The 14,634-nt window shown below is 69.5% G+C and carries 13 protein-coding genes; 9 read left to right on the forward strand and 4 right to left on the reverse strand.

Features of this window, described 5'->3' with window-relative positions; genetic code table 11:
• Positions 1–8: 8 nt before the first annotated feature.
• On the forward strand, positions 9–797 hold the full coding sequence (locus ACTJLD_RS37885) for a hypothetical protein (protein WP_440661346.1): 789 nt from the start codon (positions 9–11) through the stop codon (positions 795–797).
• Positions 798–812: 15 nt separating this feature from the next.
• Here the strand turns inward: ACTJLD_RS37885 and ACTJLD_RS37890 are convergent, their stop codons facing one another.
• Entirely contained in the window at positions 813–1,703 is an 891-nt protein-coding gene (locus ACTJLD_RS37890) for a LysR family transcriptional regulator (protein WP_440661347.1), read from the reverse strand.
• Positions 1,704–1,815: 112 nt separating this feature from the next.
• On the opposite strand from ACTJLD_RS37890, the gene ACTJLD_RS37895 reads away from it, so the two are divergent.
• Both ACTJLD_RS37895 and ACTJLD_RS37900 read left to right on the forward strand, forming a co-directional pair.
• Positions 1,816–2,241: a VOC family protein gene (locus tag ACTJLD_RS37895; RefSeq protein WP_059695678.1), complete on the forward strand. Its 426-nt coding sequence runs from the start codon at positions 1,816–1,818 to the stop codon at positions 2,239–2,241.
• 134 nt (positions 2,242–2,375) lie between these two features.
• On the forward strand, positions 2,376–2,960 hold the full coding sequence (locus ACTJLD_RS37900) for a flavin reductase family protein (protein ID WP_027787800.1): 585 nt from the start codon (positions 2,376–2,378) through the stop codon (positions 2,958–2,960).
• A gap of 49 nt (positions 2,961–3,009) precedes the next feature.
• Here ACTJLD_RS37900 and ACTJLD_RS37905 read toward each other — a convergent pair whose 3' ends face one another.
• Positions 3,010–3,906, reverse strand: a complete 897-nt coding sequence (locus ACTJLD_RS37905; RefSeq protein ID WP_027787799.1) for a LysR family transcriptional regulator — start codon at positions 3,904–3,906, stop codon at positions 3,010–3,012.
• Positions 3,907–4,003: 97 nt separating this feature from the next.
• On the opposite strand from ACTJLD_RS37905, the gene ACTJLD_RS37910 reads away from it, so the two are divergent.
• The 3 genes from ACTJLD_RS37910 to ACTJLD_RS37920 are packed head-to-tail and all read left to right on the forward strand — an operon-like array spanning position 4,004 to position 7,014.
• Entirely contained in the window at positions 4,004–5,302 is a 1,299-nt protein-coding gene (locus ACTJLD_RS37910; RefSeq protein ID WP_027787798.1) for a CitMHS family transporter, read from the forward strand.
• A 42-nt stretch (positions 5,303–5,344) separates the two neighbouring features.
• Positions 5,345–6,703, forward strand: a complete 1,359-nt coding sequence (locus ACTJLD_RS37915) for an acyclic terpene utilization AtuA family protein (RefSeq protein WP_059695750.1) — start codon at positions 5,345–5,347, stop codon at positions 6,701–6,703.
• A complete protein-coding gene (locus ACTJLD_RS37920) occupies positions 6,703–7,014 on the forward strand; it encodes an AtuA-related protein (protein ID WP_027787796.1) in 312 nt (103 codons plus the stop codon). The genes ACTJLD_RS37915 and ACTJLD_RS37920 overlap by 1 nt, the downstream gene beginning before the upstream one ends.
• Positions 7,015–7,046: 32 nt before the next feature.
• On the opposite strand, the gene ACTJLD_RS37925 is transcribed toward ACTJLD_RS37920, so the two are convergent.
• Complete coding sequence (locus tag ACTJLD_RS37925) at positions 7,047–7,868, reverse strand: carbon-nitrogen hydrolase family protein (protein ID WP_321918477.1); 822 nt, start codon at positions 7,866–7,868, stop codon at positions 7,047–7,049.
• A gap of 272 nt (positions 7,869–8,140) precedes the next feature.
• Between ACTJLD_RS37925 and ACTJLD_RS37930 the strand changes: the two genes are divergently transcribed.
• The gene (locus ACTJLD_RS37930) at positions 8,141–9,976 is read left to right on the forward strand and encodes a methyl-accepting chemotaxis protein (protein ID WP_440661351.1); all 1,836 of its coding nucleotides are present in this window, start codon (positions 8,141–8,143) and stop codon (positions 9,974–9,976) included.
• A 71-nt stretch (positions 9,977–10,047) separates the two neighbouring features.
• Here ACTJLD_RS37930 and ACTJLD_RS37935 read toward each other — a convergent pair whose 3' ends face one another.
• Entirely contained in the window at positions 10,048–10,839 is a 792-nt protein-coding gene (locus ACTJLD_RS37935) for a response regulator transcription factor (RefSeq protein ID WP_059695691.1), read from the reverse strand.
• Positions 10,840–11,058: 219 nt separating this feature from the next.
• Here ACTJLD_RS37935 and ACTJLD_RS37940 point away from each other — a divergent pair, with 219 nt between their 5' ends.
• Together ACTJLD_RS37940 and ACTJLD_RS37945 are read left to right on the forward strand one after the other, a co-directional pair.
• Positions 11,059–13,410, forward strand: coding sequence for a hypothetical protein (locus ACTJLD_RS37940; RefSeq protein ID WP_440661354.1), 2,352 nt, complete (start codon positions 11,059–11,061; stop codon positions 13,408–13,410).
• Positions 13,407–14,627, forward strand: a complete 1,221-nt coding sequence (locus ACTJLD_RS37945; RefSeq protein ID WP_091924393.1) for a hypothetical protein — start codon at positions 13,407–13,409, stop codon at positions 14,625–14,627. Before ACTJLD_RS37940 ends, ACTJLD_RS37945 begins: the two co-directional genes overlap by 4 nt.
• The last annotated feature ends 7 nt before the right edge of the window (positions 14,628–14,634 follow it).

A 14,634-nucleotide genomic window follows, 5' to 3' on the forward strand; every position in this document is an offset into this window, starting at 1 on the left:
AGATCCAGATGAACCGGAACATGAAGGCCGGCGCCGTGCGCGCCATTGCCACCGGTGCCGCCGGTGCGCGGCGCCGCGCCTTGCGCGCGATCGCGGGCTCGGTGCTCGCGATCGGCGCGGGCCTGGGCCTCGGGGCAGGGGTGGCTGCGCCCGCGCGGGCGGCCGATGCACCGCAGGCCGTCACGCGCGTCGCGATGCTCGTGCAGCTGCGCGGCCCGAACCTGAAGGTCGACGAACGCATCGGCCAGCATCTCGGCGAACGCGGCTACGCGGTGCGCCTGATCGACGAGTCCTCGACGCCCGACGCGGCGCGCGACGCCGACCTCGTCGTGATCTCGTCGACGGTGTCGTCGAAGAACGTGCGGCCCGGCTGGCGCACGCTCGACAAGCCGCTCGTCACGTGGGAAAACGACCTGCTCGACGATCTCGCGATGACGGGCAAGCGTCACGACGTCGACTTCGGCGAAACGGGCAAGGAACGCTACCTGTGGCTCGTCAATGCGCCGCACCCGATCTCGGCCGGGCTGCCGGCCGGCGCGACCAGCGTGTACGGCAAGCAGGCGCCGATGAGCTGGGGCAAGCCGGGGCTCGGCGCGATCACGATCGCGACCGTGTACGGCCAACCCGACAAGGCCGCGATCTTCGCGTACGAGAAGGGCGCGACGATGGACTACGAAGCGCTCGCGCCGGCGCGCCGCGTGATGTTCTTCATCGACAACGACACGTTCGCGAACCTGTCGCCGGCCGGCGTCGCGCTGTTCGATGCGGCGGTCGACTGGGCGGCCGGGCGGCGCTGACCGACGACGTCGGCGCTATGCCGCCTGCGGCGGCGCGCGCCGTCGTGACGCCGCTTCGATCAGTTGCGCGAGCTGCTGCGCCGGCTCCGACATCATCCGCCGCGCGCGGTGCACGAGCCCGATGTCGCGGTGGAACGTATGGTGTCCGAGGTCGATCGCGCGCACGCCGGCCGGCCAGCGGCGATAGACGGCGGTCTGCGGGACGATCGCGACGCCGACGCCGTTCCCGACCAGCTTGACGATCGCGTCGAGCTCGTCGAGCTCACACGTGTCGCGCACCGCGAGGTGCATCTTTTTCAGGAAACGATCGACCTGGCGTCCGCCGAACGATGCGCGGTCGTAGCGCACGAACGGTTCGCGCGCGAGCAGTTCGGCCCAGTCCTGGCCTTTCACGCCACGCGGCACGATCAGCCGGAACGGTTCCTGCGCGAGCGTCGTCCAGTGCAGGTCGCTCTGCAGCGAAAACGGCGGCCGGATGATCGCGGCCATGTCGATCTCGCCCGCGTCGACCCGGTTGACCAGCTCGATCGACAGCCCCGGTATCACGCGCGTGCGGCACGCGGGATGCCGGCGATGGAAATCGGCGAGCGCGGCCGGCAGCAGCGCGCTCTGCACCGACGCGATCGCGCCGATCGTCACGCGCACGGCGGCCGGCGAGCCGGGGGCCGTCGAGCTCAGGTTCTCGTACAGGCCGAGCAGCGCCTGCGCCTGGCCGAGCACGTGATGGCCCATTTCGTTGAGCCGCGCCGACCGGCCCTGCCGGTCGAACAGCGCGAAGCCGAGCTCGGCTTCGAGACGCTGCATCTGCGCGCTGACGGCCGCCTGCGTGAGCCCGATACGGTGGCCTGCCGCGGCGAACGTGCCTTCCCGGGCGACGGCGACGAGGGTTCTCAGTTCGCGGATCATTCATCAATTCCGTTTGTGAATGACGAAACTATATATTGATTTGATTTTCGATCGACCTTGACTACCATGGTGCCGTCCTCGCGCCACGCGAGCGTTCCATCACGAGGCAACCATGAGTCTTTCCCCGTTTCACCTGGCGATCCCGGTCTACGACCTGGCGGCCGCGCGCGATTTCTACGGCCGTGTGTTCGGGCTGGCGGAGGGGCGTTCGAGCGCGCAGTGGGTCGACTTCGACTTCTACGGGCATCAGCTCGTGATCCACGCGCATCCGAAGACCGCATCGCAGGAAAGCGCGCATACGAACGCGGTCGACGGTCACGACGTGCCGGTGCCGCATTTCGGGATCGTGCTCGACTGGGCGAGCTGGGAAGCGCTGGCCGAGCGGCTGAGATCGTTCGGCGTGACCTTCGTGATCGAGCCGTATGTGCGCTTCCAGGGGCAGGTCGGCGAGCAGGCGACGATGTTCCTGTTCGATCCGTGCGGCAATGCACTCGAATTCAAGGCGTTCCGCGATATCGGCCAGTTGTTCGCGAAGTGACCGGCGGCGTTGTCGGCACCGATTGAAATTGGGTGCGAGAATGCGGCCTTCGGCGCGGCTGCGCACCTGCGCGCCGGCCGGCGCCGCGCGCCGCACGGCATCCGTCCGTGCGCGCCGTTCTCCAGGGAATCCGTATGGACAGTCACATCGCTCCGGTGGAGCTGAAGAAAGCCTACCGTCTCCTCAACCACGGCCCGACCGTGCTCGTGTCGGCCCGCCACGACGGCGTCGACAACGTGATGGCCGCCGCGTGGGCGTGCGCGCTGGACTTCCTGCCGCCGAAGCTGACGGTCGTGCTCGACAAGTCCGCGAAGACGCGCGAGCTCGTCGAGCGCAGCGGCACGTTCGTGATCCAGGTGCCGACGGCCGCGCAACTGCAGCTCACGCACGCGGTCGGCAGCCACAGTCTCGCGGAGCGTCCGGACAAGCTGCGCGAGGCGGGCGTCACGCTGTTCGACGTCGAAGGCCACGACTTGCCGTTCGTCGCCGGCTGCTCGGGCTGGCTCGCGTGCAGGCTGGTTCCCGAGCCGCACAACCAGCAGACCTACGACCTGTTCATCGGCGAGGTGGTCGCGGCGTGGTCCGACACGCGCGTGTTCCGCGACGGTCACTGGTATTTCGAATCGGCCGATCCGGCACTGCGCAGCCTGCACTACATCGCGGGCGGCAATTTCTATGCGATCGGCGAATCGCTGCACGTCGATCCGGACGTGAAGTAAGCCGAACCCGGCATCACGCGGGCGAGCTGTCCCGATCCGGGCGCGCGGTTCACGCGCGCTTTTTCAATTCCGTCAGCATGGTTTCCGCGAACGCCTGCGCGACGCGCGGCAGCGTGCGGCCGCGCTTCGTGACGAGCGCGATCGGCCGCACGAACGCGGGATCGTCGATCGGCTTCGCCACCAGCTCGGGCTCGGCGCGCACCTCGCGCGCGGTCGCGGGCAGGATCGTCACGCCGAGCCCGCCGCGCACCATCGCGACGGCCGTCATCATGTAGGTCGGCTCGCACGCGATGTCGGGCGTGCAGCCGGCCGCGTCCAGCGCGGCATCGACGACGCTGCGCACGCTCGTGCCCTGCGCGGTGAGCACGAGCGGCACGGCCGCGACATCGGCGGTGCTCACGCGGCGCTTGCGCGCGAGCGGATGATCCTTCGGGCACACGGCGACGAGCCGGTCGGCGCCCGCATACAGCACCTCCAGCGACGCATCGAACGTGTCGCCGCCCGTCAGTCCGAGATCGGCTTCCTCGTTGCGCACGAGCGCGGTGACGAGACTCGCGACGCCGTCGCGGATCTCGAAGCCCGCGCGCGGCACGTCGCGCCGGAACGACTGGATCAGCTCCGGCAGCACGCTGGACGCGAAGGTCGGCAGGCACGCGAGCCGCACCGTGCCGCTCGTGCCTTCGCCGAGCGCGCGCGCGTCGCGCAGCACGCGCTCCATGTCGTCGAGCGAACGCTGCAGCAGCGGCAGCAGCTCGCGCCCGGTCTGCGTGAGCGCGACGCTGCGGCTGTTGCGGTCGAACAGGCGCGCGCCGACGATTTCCTCGAGCCGGCGGATCTGCACGGTCAGCGCCGGCTGCGACAGGTGCAGCCGCGCGGCGGCGCGCGTGAAGTTGCCGGCGTGCGCGACGGTGACGAACGCGCGAATGTCGCGAAGATTCAGATCCATAACGGTTCGTGATTGCTGCGATCAAATCATTTCAATTGTGCTATCGCTGCGCCGACCTTACGCTCGTCTCCAACAAAAGACAAGGTAGGAGACACGGATGCTGCCGTTACTCGGGCTTGGCACGATCGTCGTGCTGCTGGCCGCGATTCTGTCGAAGCGGATGTCGCCGCTCGTCGCGCTGATCATCGTGCCGATCGCCGCATCGCTGATCGGCGGCTTCGGGCTGCACACCAGCAAGTTCGTCGTCGACGGGCTGAAGGGCCTCGCGCCCGTGGTCGGCATGTTCGTGTTCGCGATCCTCTATTTCGGCACGATCACCGACGCCGGCACGCTCGACCCGATCATCGACCGGATCCTGCGCGCGGTCGGCACGCGGCCGACGCGCATCGTGATGGGCACGACGCTGCTCGCGCTGCTGATCCACCTCGACGGCTCGGGCGCCGTGTGTTTCCTCGTGACGATTCCGGCCGTGCTGCCGCTGTACGACCGGCTGAAGATGGACCGGCGCGTGCTGGCCGCCGCGGTGTCGATGGCCGCGGGCATCAACTTCCTGCCGTGGACGGGGCCGATGATCCGCGCGTCCGCTTCGCTGCATCTGCCGGTGTCGGCGCTGTTCAATCCGCTGATCCCGGTGCAGGCGATCGGGCTCGTGTTCGTGTTCGGCGTCGCGTACTGGCTCGGGCGGCGCGAGGAGAAGCGGCTCGGCCTGTCGCGCGACGATGCGTCGATTCCGTTGCCGACCCGCGAGCTGACGCCCGACGAGCAGGCGCTGCGCCGGCCGCACCTGTTCTGGTTCAACCTCGTGCTGACGCTCGTCGTGCTCGGCACGATGGTCGTGATGGGCGAGAAGATCCCGCCGGCGATCATGTTCATGGTCGGGCTGTGCATCGCGCTGATGGTGAACTACCCGGACGTCGACATGCAGAGGAAGCGCATCGACGCGCATGCGCGCGCGGCGCTGATGATGGCCGGCATCCTGCTCGCGGCCGGCGTGTTCACGGGGATCATGCAGGGCAGCGGGATGCTGAAGGCGATGGCGCAGGCGGCGGTCGGCTTCGTGCCGCCGTCGATGGCCGGCCACATCCCGGTCGCGCTCGGCCTCGCGTCGATGCCGCTCAGCATGCTGTTCGATCCCGATTCGTTCTACTTCGGCGTGCTGCCCGTGATCGCGGAGGTGGCCGGCCAGCTCGGCGTGCCGGCCGTGCAGGTCGGGCAGGCCGCGCTGCTCGGCCAGATGACCACCGGTTTCCCGGTCAGCCCGCTGACGCCCGCGACCTTCCTCGTCGTCGGCCTGTGCGGCATCGAGCTGGCCGAGCACCAGAAGTTCACGTTTCCGCTGCTGTTCGGCGCGTCGATCGTGATGACGATCGCGTGCGTCGTGCTGGGCATCTTTTGATTTTCACCGGCGGCGCACCCGCCGGACGACGACGGTATGGACATGACAGCAAAGCAACCTGAACGGCGCGTGCGCATCGGCGCGGGCGCCGGCTACTCGGGCGACCGGATCGAGCCCGCGGTCGAGCTGGCCGAACACGGGCAGCTCGACTATCTCGTCTTCGAATGCCTGGCCGAGCGCACGATCGCGATCGCGCAGCAGGCGCGGCGCCAGGACCCGTCGCTCGGCTACGACCCGCTGCTGGACGCGCGGATGCGCGCCGTGCTGCCGGTCGCCGTGCCGAACGGCGTGCGCATCGTGTCGAACATGGGCGCGGCGAATCCGCGGGCGGCCGCACGGCGCACCGCACGGATCGCGCAATCGCTCGGCGTCGCCGGGCTGAAGGTCGCGGCCGTCGAAGGCGACGACGTGCTCGACGTCGTACTGCGCGGCGCGTTCCGCTTCGAGGAATCGGGCGACGACGTCGCCGCCTATCGCGACCGCATCGTATCCGCGAACGCGTATCTCGGCGCCGCGCCGATCGTCGACGCGCTCGCGGCCGGCGCGGACGTCGTGCTGACCGGGCGCGTCGCCGATCCGTCGCTGTTCGCCGCGCCGCTGATCCACGCGTTCGGCTGGCGGATGGACGACTGGGACACGCTCGGGGCGGCGACGGTCGTCGGCCACCTGCTCGAATGCGCGGGGCAGGTGACGGGCGGTTATTTCGCCGACCCCGGCTACAAGGACGTGCCGAACCTCGCGCGGCTCGGGTTTCCGATCGGCGAAGTCGCGGCGGACGGCTCGGTCGTGATCACCAAGGTGCCGCACGCAGGCGGCCGCGTGAGCGCGGCGACCTGCAAGGAACAACTGCTCTACGAGATACACGATCCGGCGCGGTACCTGCAGCCCGACGTCGTCGCGGATTTCACGCACGTCACCGTCGCCGAGGAGGCGGCGGACCGCGTGCGCGTGACGGGCGGGCGCGGCACGGCGCGGCCCGACACGCTCAAGGTGTCGGTGGCGTATGTCGACGGCTGGATCGGCGAAGGCCAGATCTCGTACGGCGGCCCGGGCGCGCTCGAACGCGCGCGTCTCGCGCTCGGGATCGTCCGCGAGCGGCTGGCATTGACCGGCGTCGCCGCGACCGAGCTGCGCTTCGACCTGATCGGCGTCGATGCGCTGTATGGCGACGCGACGCCGGCCGTGCGCGGCGAGCCGGCCGAGGTGCGTGTGCGGGTGGCCGGCCGCGCGGCGAGCGCCGGCGAAGCGGCGCGGATCGGCAATGAAGTCGAGACGCTCTATACGAACGGGCCGGCCGGCGGCGGCGGGGCGTTCAAGTCGACGCGCGAGGTGATCGCCGTGCAGTCGGTGCTGCTGCCGCGCGCGGCCGTGACGCCGTCGTTTTCATTCGTGGAGGCATGATGCAACTGCGTGAACTGGCGCATGCGCGCACCGGCGACAAGGGCAATACGCTGAACGTGTCGGTGATTTGCCGCGATCCGCGCCATTACGATCATCTGCGCACGCATCTGGGTGCCGATGCGGTGAAGGCGTGGCTCGCGGGTATCGTGCACGGCGACGTCGTGCGGTACGAACTGCCGGCGCTCGGGGCATTCAATTTCGTGCTGCGCGATGCGCTCGGTGGCGGCGTCACGCGCTCGCTCGCGCTCGACGCGCACGGCAAGTCGGTCAGTTCGGCGCTGCTGGCGATCGAGGTGCCGGAGCCGGCGTGACGGACGGCTCCGCCCGGGCGGGCGAGCCCCCGTCACGGAATCAGCAACTCGCGAAGCCCGTCCGCATGCTCGATACGTTCGCCGGCGATATGCAGGCGCTGGTCCCTGCGATAGTCGTAAACCGCGCGCGACGCGGCGAGCTGGTCGAAATCGAGCTCGATCGCGTGGCGCGATTCGCCGTTGCCGGCCTCGAAGATCAGGTTGCCGAATGGATCGGCCGCGAGGCTGCCCCCCGCGAACACGACGTCGTGCGTGCTGCCGCCGACGCGGTTGGCGACCACCGTGAACACCTGGTTTTCCATCGCCCGCGCCGTTGCCGACGTGCGGTGGACCGGGCGGTACGGTTCCATGTTGCCGTCGGTGATGAGGATCAGCTCGGCGCCGAGTTCGGCGAGCGCGCGGCCGGTTTCGGGGAATTCGTTGTCGTAGCAGATCAGCAGACCGATCCGCACGCCGTGCCATTCGATCGTCGCGTAGCGGTCGCCGGGCAGCACGACGCCGTGCTCGCTCACCCACAGGTGCGTCTTGCGGTAGCGCAGCGCGATGCCGTCCGGCGTGACGAACACGGTGGTGTTGTAGAAGCGGCCGCCGTCGTTCTCGATCAGCCCGACCACGACGGCAACGTCGCGCGCGCGTGCGGCCGCGATGACCGCGCCGACGCCCGGGCCGTCGAGCGGCTCGGCGCATTCGGCCAGGTTCGACGGATCGAGGAAGCCGGTGAGCTGCGCTTCCGGAAACATCACGATGTCGGTGCCCGGCGCGCAGGTCGCGATCGCTTCGAGCGTGCGCTGCAGGTTGTAGTGCGTGTCGCCGTCGCGACCGGCGAGCTGGACGATGTCGAGCTTCAGTTTCATGGGCGATTTCGGTGGGCGGGGCCGGCGCGGCCGGCTCCGCAACGTTGGACGTCGGAACGCCCGAGTATGCGCCGAACCGCCGGTTTTCCCATCCCGCCGGCGTGTTAACCCGTCAGGGGTATTGATCCCGCGTACTGTCGCCGGCCTGGGCTCAACTTTTTTTGCCGGTCTGACCAGTCGAACCTCAAGTTGCATCGCGTGCGGTCGTTAAGGACGGTTGAGTGCCCATTTGACCAACCGAAAACAACGCGGCAACGGAGATCAACGTCATCATGCTGTCATCGATTCGCGCCCGGATTCTGGCGACCTGCGTCGCCATCGTGGTCACGGCCCTGGCCGTGACAGGCGGCCTTGTGTACTACGTCGTCAAGCAGCACAACGACACGACCATCGACCAGAACCTGCAGTCCGTCCTGACCGGCCACGCGCTCGCGCTCGACGAGTGGGTCGCGAGCCGCGCGCAGCAGACCCAGGCGCTCGCGGACACGCTGACGCCGGGCGAAGGCGATCCGCTGCCGGCGCTGACGCTGCTCGGCAAATCGGGCGGTTTCCAGGTGCTCACGCTCGGCCTGCCGGATCGCACCGCGTATTCGAACGTCCCGCTCGCGGCCGGCTACGATCCGACCGCACGCCCGTGGTTCAGGCAGGCGGTCGACGCCGGCCGGCTCGTCGTCACGGCGTTGTACCGCGACGCGTCGACCGGCAAGCCCGCGTTCGCGTTCGCCGCCCCGATCGTTCGCGGCGGCACGCTGAAGGGCGTGCTCGCGGCGAGCCTTTACATGGAGCGCGCGAGCGCGATCGTGGCGTCGATGCATCCGACGCCGTCGAGTTTCGCGTTCCTGGTCGACAAGAGCGGGCGCCTGATCGCGGGCGCGAAGACCGATCTGATCATGAAGCCGGCCGCCGAGCTGTCGCCCGAACTGACGCCGGAGCGTCTCGCCGGCCTGCAGAAGGCGACCGAACCGGTGGCGATCGACGTGGACGGCGTGACCAAGCTGCTCCGCGCGCACCCGATCGCCGGGACGGACTGGTCGCTCGTCATGGCGCTCGACCGGTCGGACGTGACGGCCGGCATGCGCGCCGTCGCGACGACGACGCTCATTGCGATCCTCGTCGTCGCCTGCGTCGCGGCGGCGCTCGTCGGCGCGTTGACGAACGCGGCATTCAAGCGCGTGCTGCTCGTGCGCGACGCGTTGACCGACGTCGCGAGCGGGAGCGGGGACCTGACGAAGCGGCTGCCGGCCGACGGCGGCGACGAGGCTGCGCAGATCGCGCGGGCCTTCAACCTGTTCGCCGAAAAGATCAGCGCGATCCTGCTGCAGATACGCGGATTCAGCGAATCCGTGAGCGTGGCGAGCGCGGAGATCGCGCAGGGCAACCAGGACCTGTCGAGCCGCACCGAACACGCGGCATCGAGCCTGCAGGAGACCGCGGCGGCGCTCGAGGAGATCGCCGGCACGGCGCGCAACTCGGCCGATGCGGCCACGCAGGTGAGCCGGCTGGCGGAATCGGCGTCGGGCGTTGCCGTACGCGGCGGGGAGGTGGTGAGCGAGGTGGTCGCGACGATGGACGAGATCACGAAGGCGTCGGCCGAGATCTCGAACATCATCGGCGTGATCGACGGCATCGCGTTCCAGACCAACATCCTCGCGCTGAACGCGGCCGTCGAGGCGGCGCGCGCGCACGAGCACGGGCGAGGCTTCGCGGTCGTCGCGGGCGAGGTGCGCACGCTCGCGCAACGCAGCGCGGTGGCCGCCAGGGAAATCAAGCAGTTGATCCAGTCGTCCGTCGAGAAGATCGAAGGCGGATCGGGGCTCGTGAAGACGGCCGGCACGACGATGGACGAAATCGTCGAGGGCGTGCGCGGCATCACGAGCGTGATCGCGGAAATGACGGTCGCGGCGAACGAGCAGAGCACCGGGATCGCGCAGGTGAACCAGGCCGTGTCGCAGCTCGATCACTCGACGCAGCAGAACGCTGCCCTCGTCGAGGAGTCGGCTGCGGCCGCCGCGCTGTTGCGCGAGCAGGCGGCGCAGCTCGCGCAGACGGTCGGCGAATTCAAGCTCGCGGGTTCGCACCGGGCCGCGACGGCATCGGCATCGGCATGATCCGGCCGCGGCCGTCGAAGGCCGCCGCAAAGATGCAGGCAGGGGAGCGAAAACGGGCGCGACGGAGCGCGCTATCCGTCGGTCTGCGCCTTCAGGAACAGTGAAAACAGTTCCGATTGCGAATTGATCGCGAGCTTCCCGTAGATGTTGCGCCGATGCACCTTGACCGTTTCGGCGGAAATCGACAGCTTGTTCGCGACTTCCTTGTTCGAGCGGCCGCTGAGGATCAGCCGGATCACGTCGAGTTCGCGCGCGGTGAGCGGCGTGCCGAGCCGCGCCATCGCCTGCTCGAAGCCATCGTGCGCGCCGGCCCGGCGCGGCGGCGCCTGCTCCGCGGAGGCGGGCTCGAACGCGAGCCGCTGCCGCATCAGCCCGGCCACCCACGGCCGGATCAGGTCGAGCAGCGCAACCTGCCCGGGGCTGAAGCGTCGTTTGCTGCCAAGCGACAGGCACAGCGTGCGCGCATCGTCGAGCACGACGTTGAACTGCACCTCGTCCTCGACGACGTTGTGCGTGAAATAGAGCGTGTAGTACTCGGTATCGCGAAAGCATTCGGGCGCGACGTCCGACAGCCGGAACAGGCCGCTCCTCGGCGCGTCGCGGTTCGCGATGTAGAACGGGTCGAGCTGGTACAGGCCCTGCACGTAGTCGCGGAACAGCGGGTCGGGGCCGCCGCCTTCGTACGGGCATTCGGCGAACACCTGCGGGCGGCCGTCGCCGAAGGTCAGCACGACCCAGCTGTCGACCGCGACGTATTCCTCGATCAGCCGGATCAGCGCCAGCCAGAAGCCAGGCTGGTCGAGCGACTCGATGAGCCGCCCGACCGAACGATGCCACGCGACATCCTGCAAGGTGAGGTTCATGCGGTTTCCGGGTCGGCGGGACCGGTCGGCGCGCGTCGCGCCGTCGCATCGTGCGCATCGACCTGTCCGGGGATGAAGAACGAGATCGTAACGCCGGGCGACGCGAATGGCGAGGCCGCGCACGGTCGCCGTCTCCTGATAAGCTATCGCGATTCCGAGATGGAGAAGTCGATGACTCCCAGCGCCAATACAACTACAAACGCCCATTCCAATATCGATATGACGACGATGCCCCTGACGGGCCAGCCGCTCGACACACTGATGAACCGGCTCGAAGCCGATCTCGAGGAAAGCGATTCGAGCCGCGAGAGCGACCTTGCGGCACGACTGCGTGCGCAGCCGTTGCGTGCCGATTCGCTCGACGCGATCGCGCGCCTGCACACGCTGTGGATGCACGCCGGCGATCCGGCCGCCGCGCGCGCCGTGCTCGACGAGGACGGCACGGGCGTGCACGACGCGGCGCCGCCCGAGGCGCGGCCCGACATCCGCATGCAACTCGCGCTATACCGGCTGCAGGTCGCCCGGCACCTGGGCGAGAACGACGCCGTCACCGAGGCGATCGGCCAGATGCACGACGTCTTGCGCACGTCGCCGACGCTCGATGCCGATCGCTACGTCCGCGCCCGCATTCTCGATACGCTCGAATTCGACCACGCGGAGCATGCGCTCGACGCGATCGAACTGCGGCATGCGCTGAACCGCGCGATTGCCGGCCGCGCCACGTTTCGCGCGTGGGACGAGGCGAACCGGCAATGCCTGCGCGCGTGGGCACTGCGGCGTCTCGACCGGGACGACGACGCGCGTGCGGCGGCCGAGGCCGCGGTGGCTGCGATGGCATCGGCAGCGGCGGACCAGGACATCGACGCCGACGACTGGCTGCGGATCGGCCGGGCGATGATCGAGATCGCGCCGTTGCAGTTCGACACCATTCGCCAGGCCGTCGAGTCGCGCATTGCCGACTGGGCGCTGCCGCCTCGCCGCGAGGCCGAGGTGAGGCTGGCGCGGCTCGCCGCGCGGGCGGCACACGCGCAAGGCGATCTCGCGGGCGCGCTGGCCCGTTGCGAGATGGCGCGCCACAGCCTCGAATCGGACGGCGGAGACGACTTCATCGAATACGAACTGCCGTGGCTGCTCGAGGCGGGCCGTTTCGACGAGGCAGGGCGCAGGGCGTTCTTCCACGTGTACCAGATCGAAAGCAGCATGCTCGACCGGGTCGGGCAGATCATCCATGCGCGCCTGGCCGAGCCGACCGACACGTCGGTCTGGTGGCCGCTGTGCGCGATGCGCGCAGCGGGTTTCCAGCCGACGCTCGAGCGGCTCGTCGAACTCGGCGCGGAAGGGCCCGACGCGCTGGCCGCGCGTTCGCCGACCCATGGCGAGATCTTTGCCGCGTTCGGCTCGCTCGAAGGCGACGCGTTGCGCTACGCGATCGCCGACGCCGCGCGCGAGGTCGCACTGCGGCGCGCGCCCGGCCATCCGTGGATCGCGCGGCTCGCGGCCGTCTACGACGGCGAAACCGGCCGCATCGACGCGACGACCCAGGCCGCGCGCCTGCTCGCGGCCGCGCAGGAAGGCGAGATGTACGACAACCGCACCGGGTTCATGCTGACCGATGCGCGCATTCGGGCGCTGGGTGTCGCCGCCGCGATGAAGCTGCCGCCGCCGCCGCTGCGCAGCGGCTTGTGGAGCTACGGCTACGCGTGCTCGATCGAGGACAGGGCCGAGGAGGCGATCGACGCGCTGCCGGCTGACGAACAGGCGCCGGTACGCGCCGATCTCGAGCGCCTGAAGATCGCCGCGTACGAGCAGGGCCGCGCCTGCATGGAGCGCTTCTTCGAGACGGGCAACGGCCATCCGTACGATGCGTGCGCGCACCTGTATTCGATGCTCTGCAACAACCTCGCGATCCTCTATCGCGGCGAGGAGCGCTACGACGAAGCGCTGGTCCTGCATCGCAACGGGATCGCGGCGAGTTCGTTTGCCGAGCATTACGACGGGGTGCGCTATGTGCTCGCGTGCCAGGAGAAGGATGAAGAGATGCTCGAAGCCGCCGAGCAACTGTGGCACTACGCCGCCGAATACGGTTACAGCCGGCACGAGCCGAACTGGTACGTGCGCGACGTGGTGCGCGCGCTGTACCGCGTCGATCGCTGCAACGAATTGCCGATCTGGCTCGAGCGCCTCGTCGGCTGGCAGCGCGAGCACGACCAGCTCGACGGCAGGTTGCCCGACGAGGCACTGATTGCCCGCCTCGTGTTCGCGGCCCACATGTCGGAGTCGCATCCGGACCAGGCATCGGCGCTGTACGACGCCGCGCGTGCGCAGGCCGACGCGTCGCGCGATCTGAACGTGCTGCTCCGGGCCGCCGACGCGGCGTACGAACTGGGCCGTCAGCCGGACGCGAAATATTTCTACGAACGGGTGCTCGCCGGCAACCGGCACGCCGCCGAACCGCTCGACCTGAAGATGGACGTGATCGAGCGGCGGATCAGCGAGGCCGGTGCGCCGCCTGCGGCGGCGGGCCCGGCGACGGCCGCGCCGGGCAAGCGCTGGTGGAAGTTCTGGCAATGACGGCCGTCGGTCGGCGGGCCGGCTATGCGCCGCGCAACGCGCTGAACGCCGATGCGCTGAAAGCGGCGATCGCCGCGCGCAGCACCGCGCGAGGCGATGCCGACGCGGTGCGCGCGTGGCTGCTCAACCATTTCTACCGGCACGTCGTCGCGAACTTCGAGCCGGCACGCACGATCGGATCGCTCGACGACGCGCGGCAGGCGCTCGGTAACGCCGCGCCGCCGGCGTGGGTCGCGCGGCGCTTCGGTGCGGACGCGAAGACGATCGGCGAGGCTGACGCCGGCAGGCTGGCGCCCGTCGTCTGGGTCGACCCGGGCGATCCGCAGCTTCTCGCGCTCGAAACCACGCTCGTCGAGTTTCTCGAGTCGCGCAAGGGGACCGGGCTCGAGGGCAAGCTCGACCGTGTCAATTGCCCGCAGGCGCTCGCGATGTGGGAACGCGAGCATGCGGAGATGGCGGCCCGGATTGCGCGCGGCTGGCGCGAGAGCCAGCCCGACGCGCTGCGCACCTGGTGTGAAACCGCGAACGGCCGCTTCGTCGAATTCCTGCCCGACAGCGCGCTGCTGCGCGCCGAAATGGCGTTCGAGAGTTACGTGATGCGCCATTGCCTCGGCCAGTTCGCCGACCGGCAGGCGCTGACGGGCGGCTACGGCGGGCGCTACGCGGAAGCGATCGAGGCGCGCACGCTGCGGCTGCTGAGCTTCCGGGACGCGAGCGGCCAGCCGCACATCACGATCAGTGTCGCGATGCGCGCGGACGGCGGCCTCGACGTCGATCAGGTCAAGGGCAAGCAGAACCGGCCGCCGGTCGAGCGCTATGTCGACGACGTGCTGGCATGCCTGAATACGCTGGGGACGACGGATAACACGCCGCCCGACTGCATCGCGCTCGGCGTGGTCCATACGGCGTCGGGGTGGTGCAGGATCGAGGACGTGACGGATGCCGCGTCGCAAGCACGGCTCGTCGCGCGCCATCCGCAATTGTTCGGGCGGCTCGCCGAGCCGACGCCGACCGTCGAGTGGCTGGTCGCCGCGCGGCAGCCCGAACTGCTGCAGGCGCGGCCGCCGCGTGCCGGCTCGGTGCGTTACGCGGTGCGCGCGACGCTGGCGCCCGCGGTGCCGTCCGCGCAACGGGACGACGCACGGCCCGCCTTTGCGACCGAGAACGTGCGCTGGCCCGGCTACGACGCGCCGCACGGCGCCAGTGCCGGCGAATGACGGGGCG

This window comes from Burkholderia sp. 22088, assembly GCF_052045915.1.
GTDB lineage: Bacteria > Pseudomonadota > Gammaproteobacteria > Burkholderiales > Burkholderiaceae > Burkholderia > Burkholderia cepacia.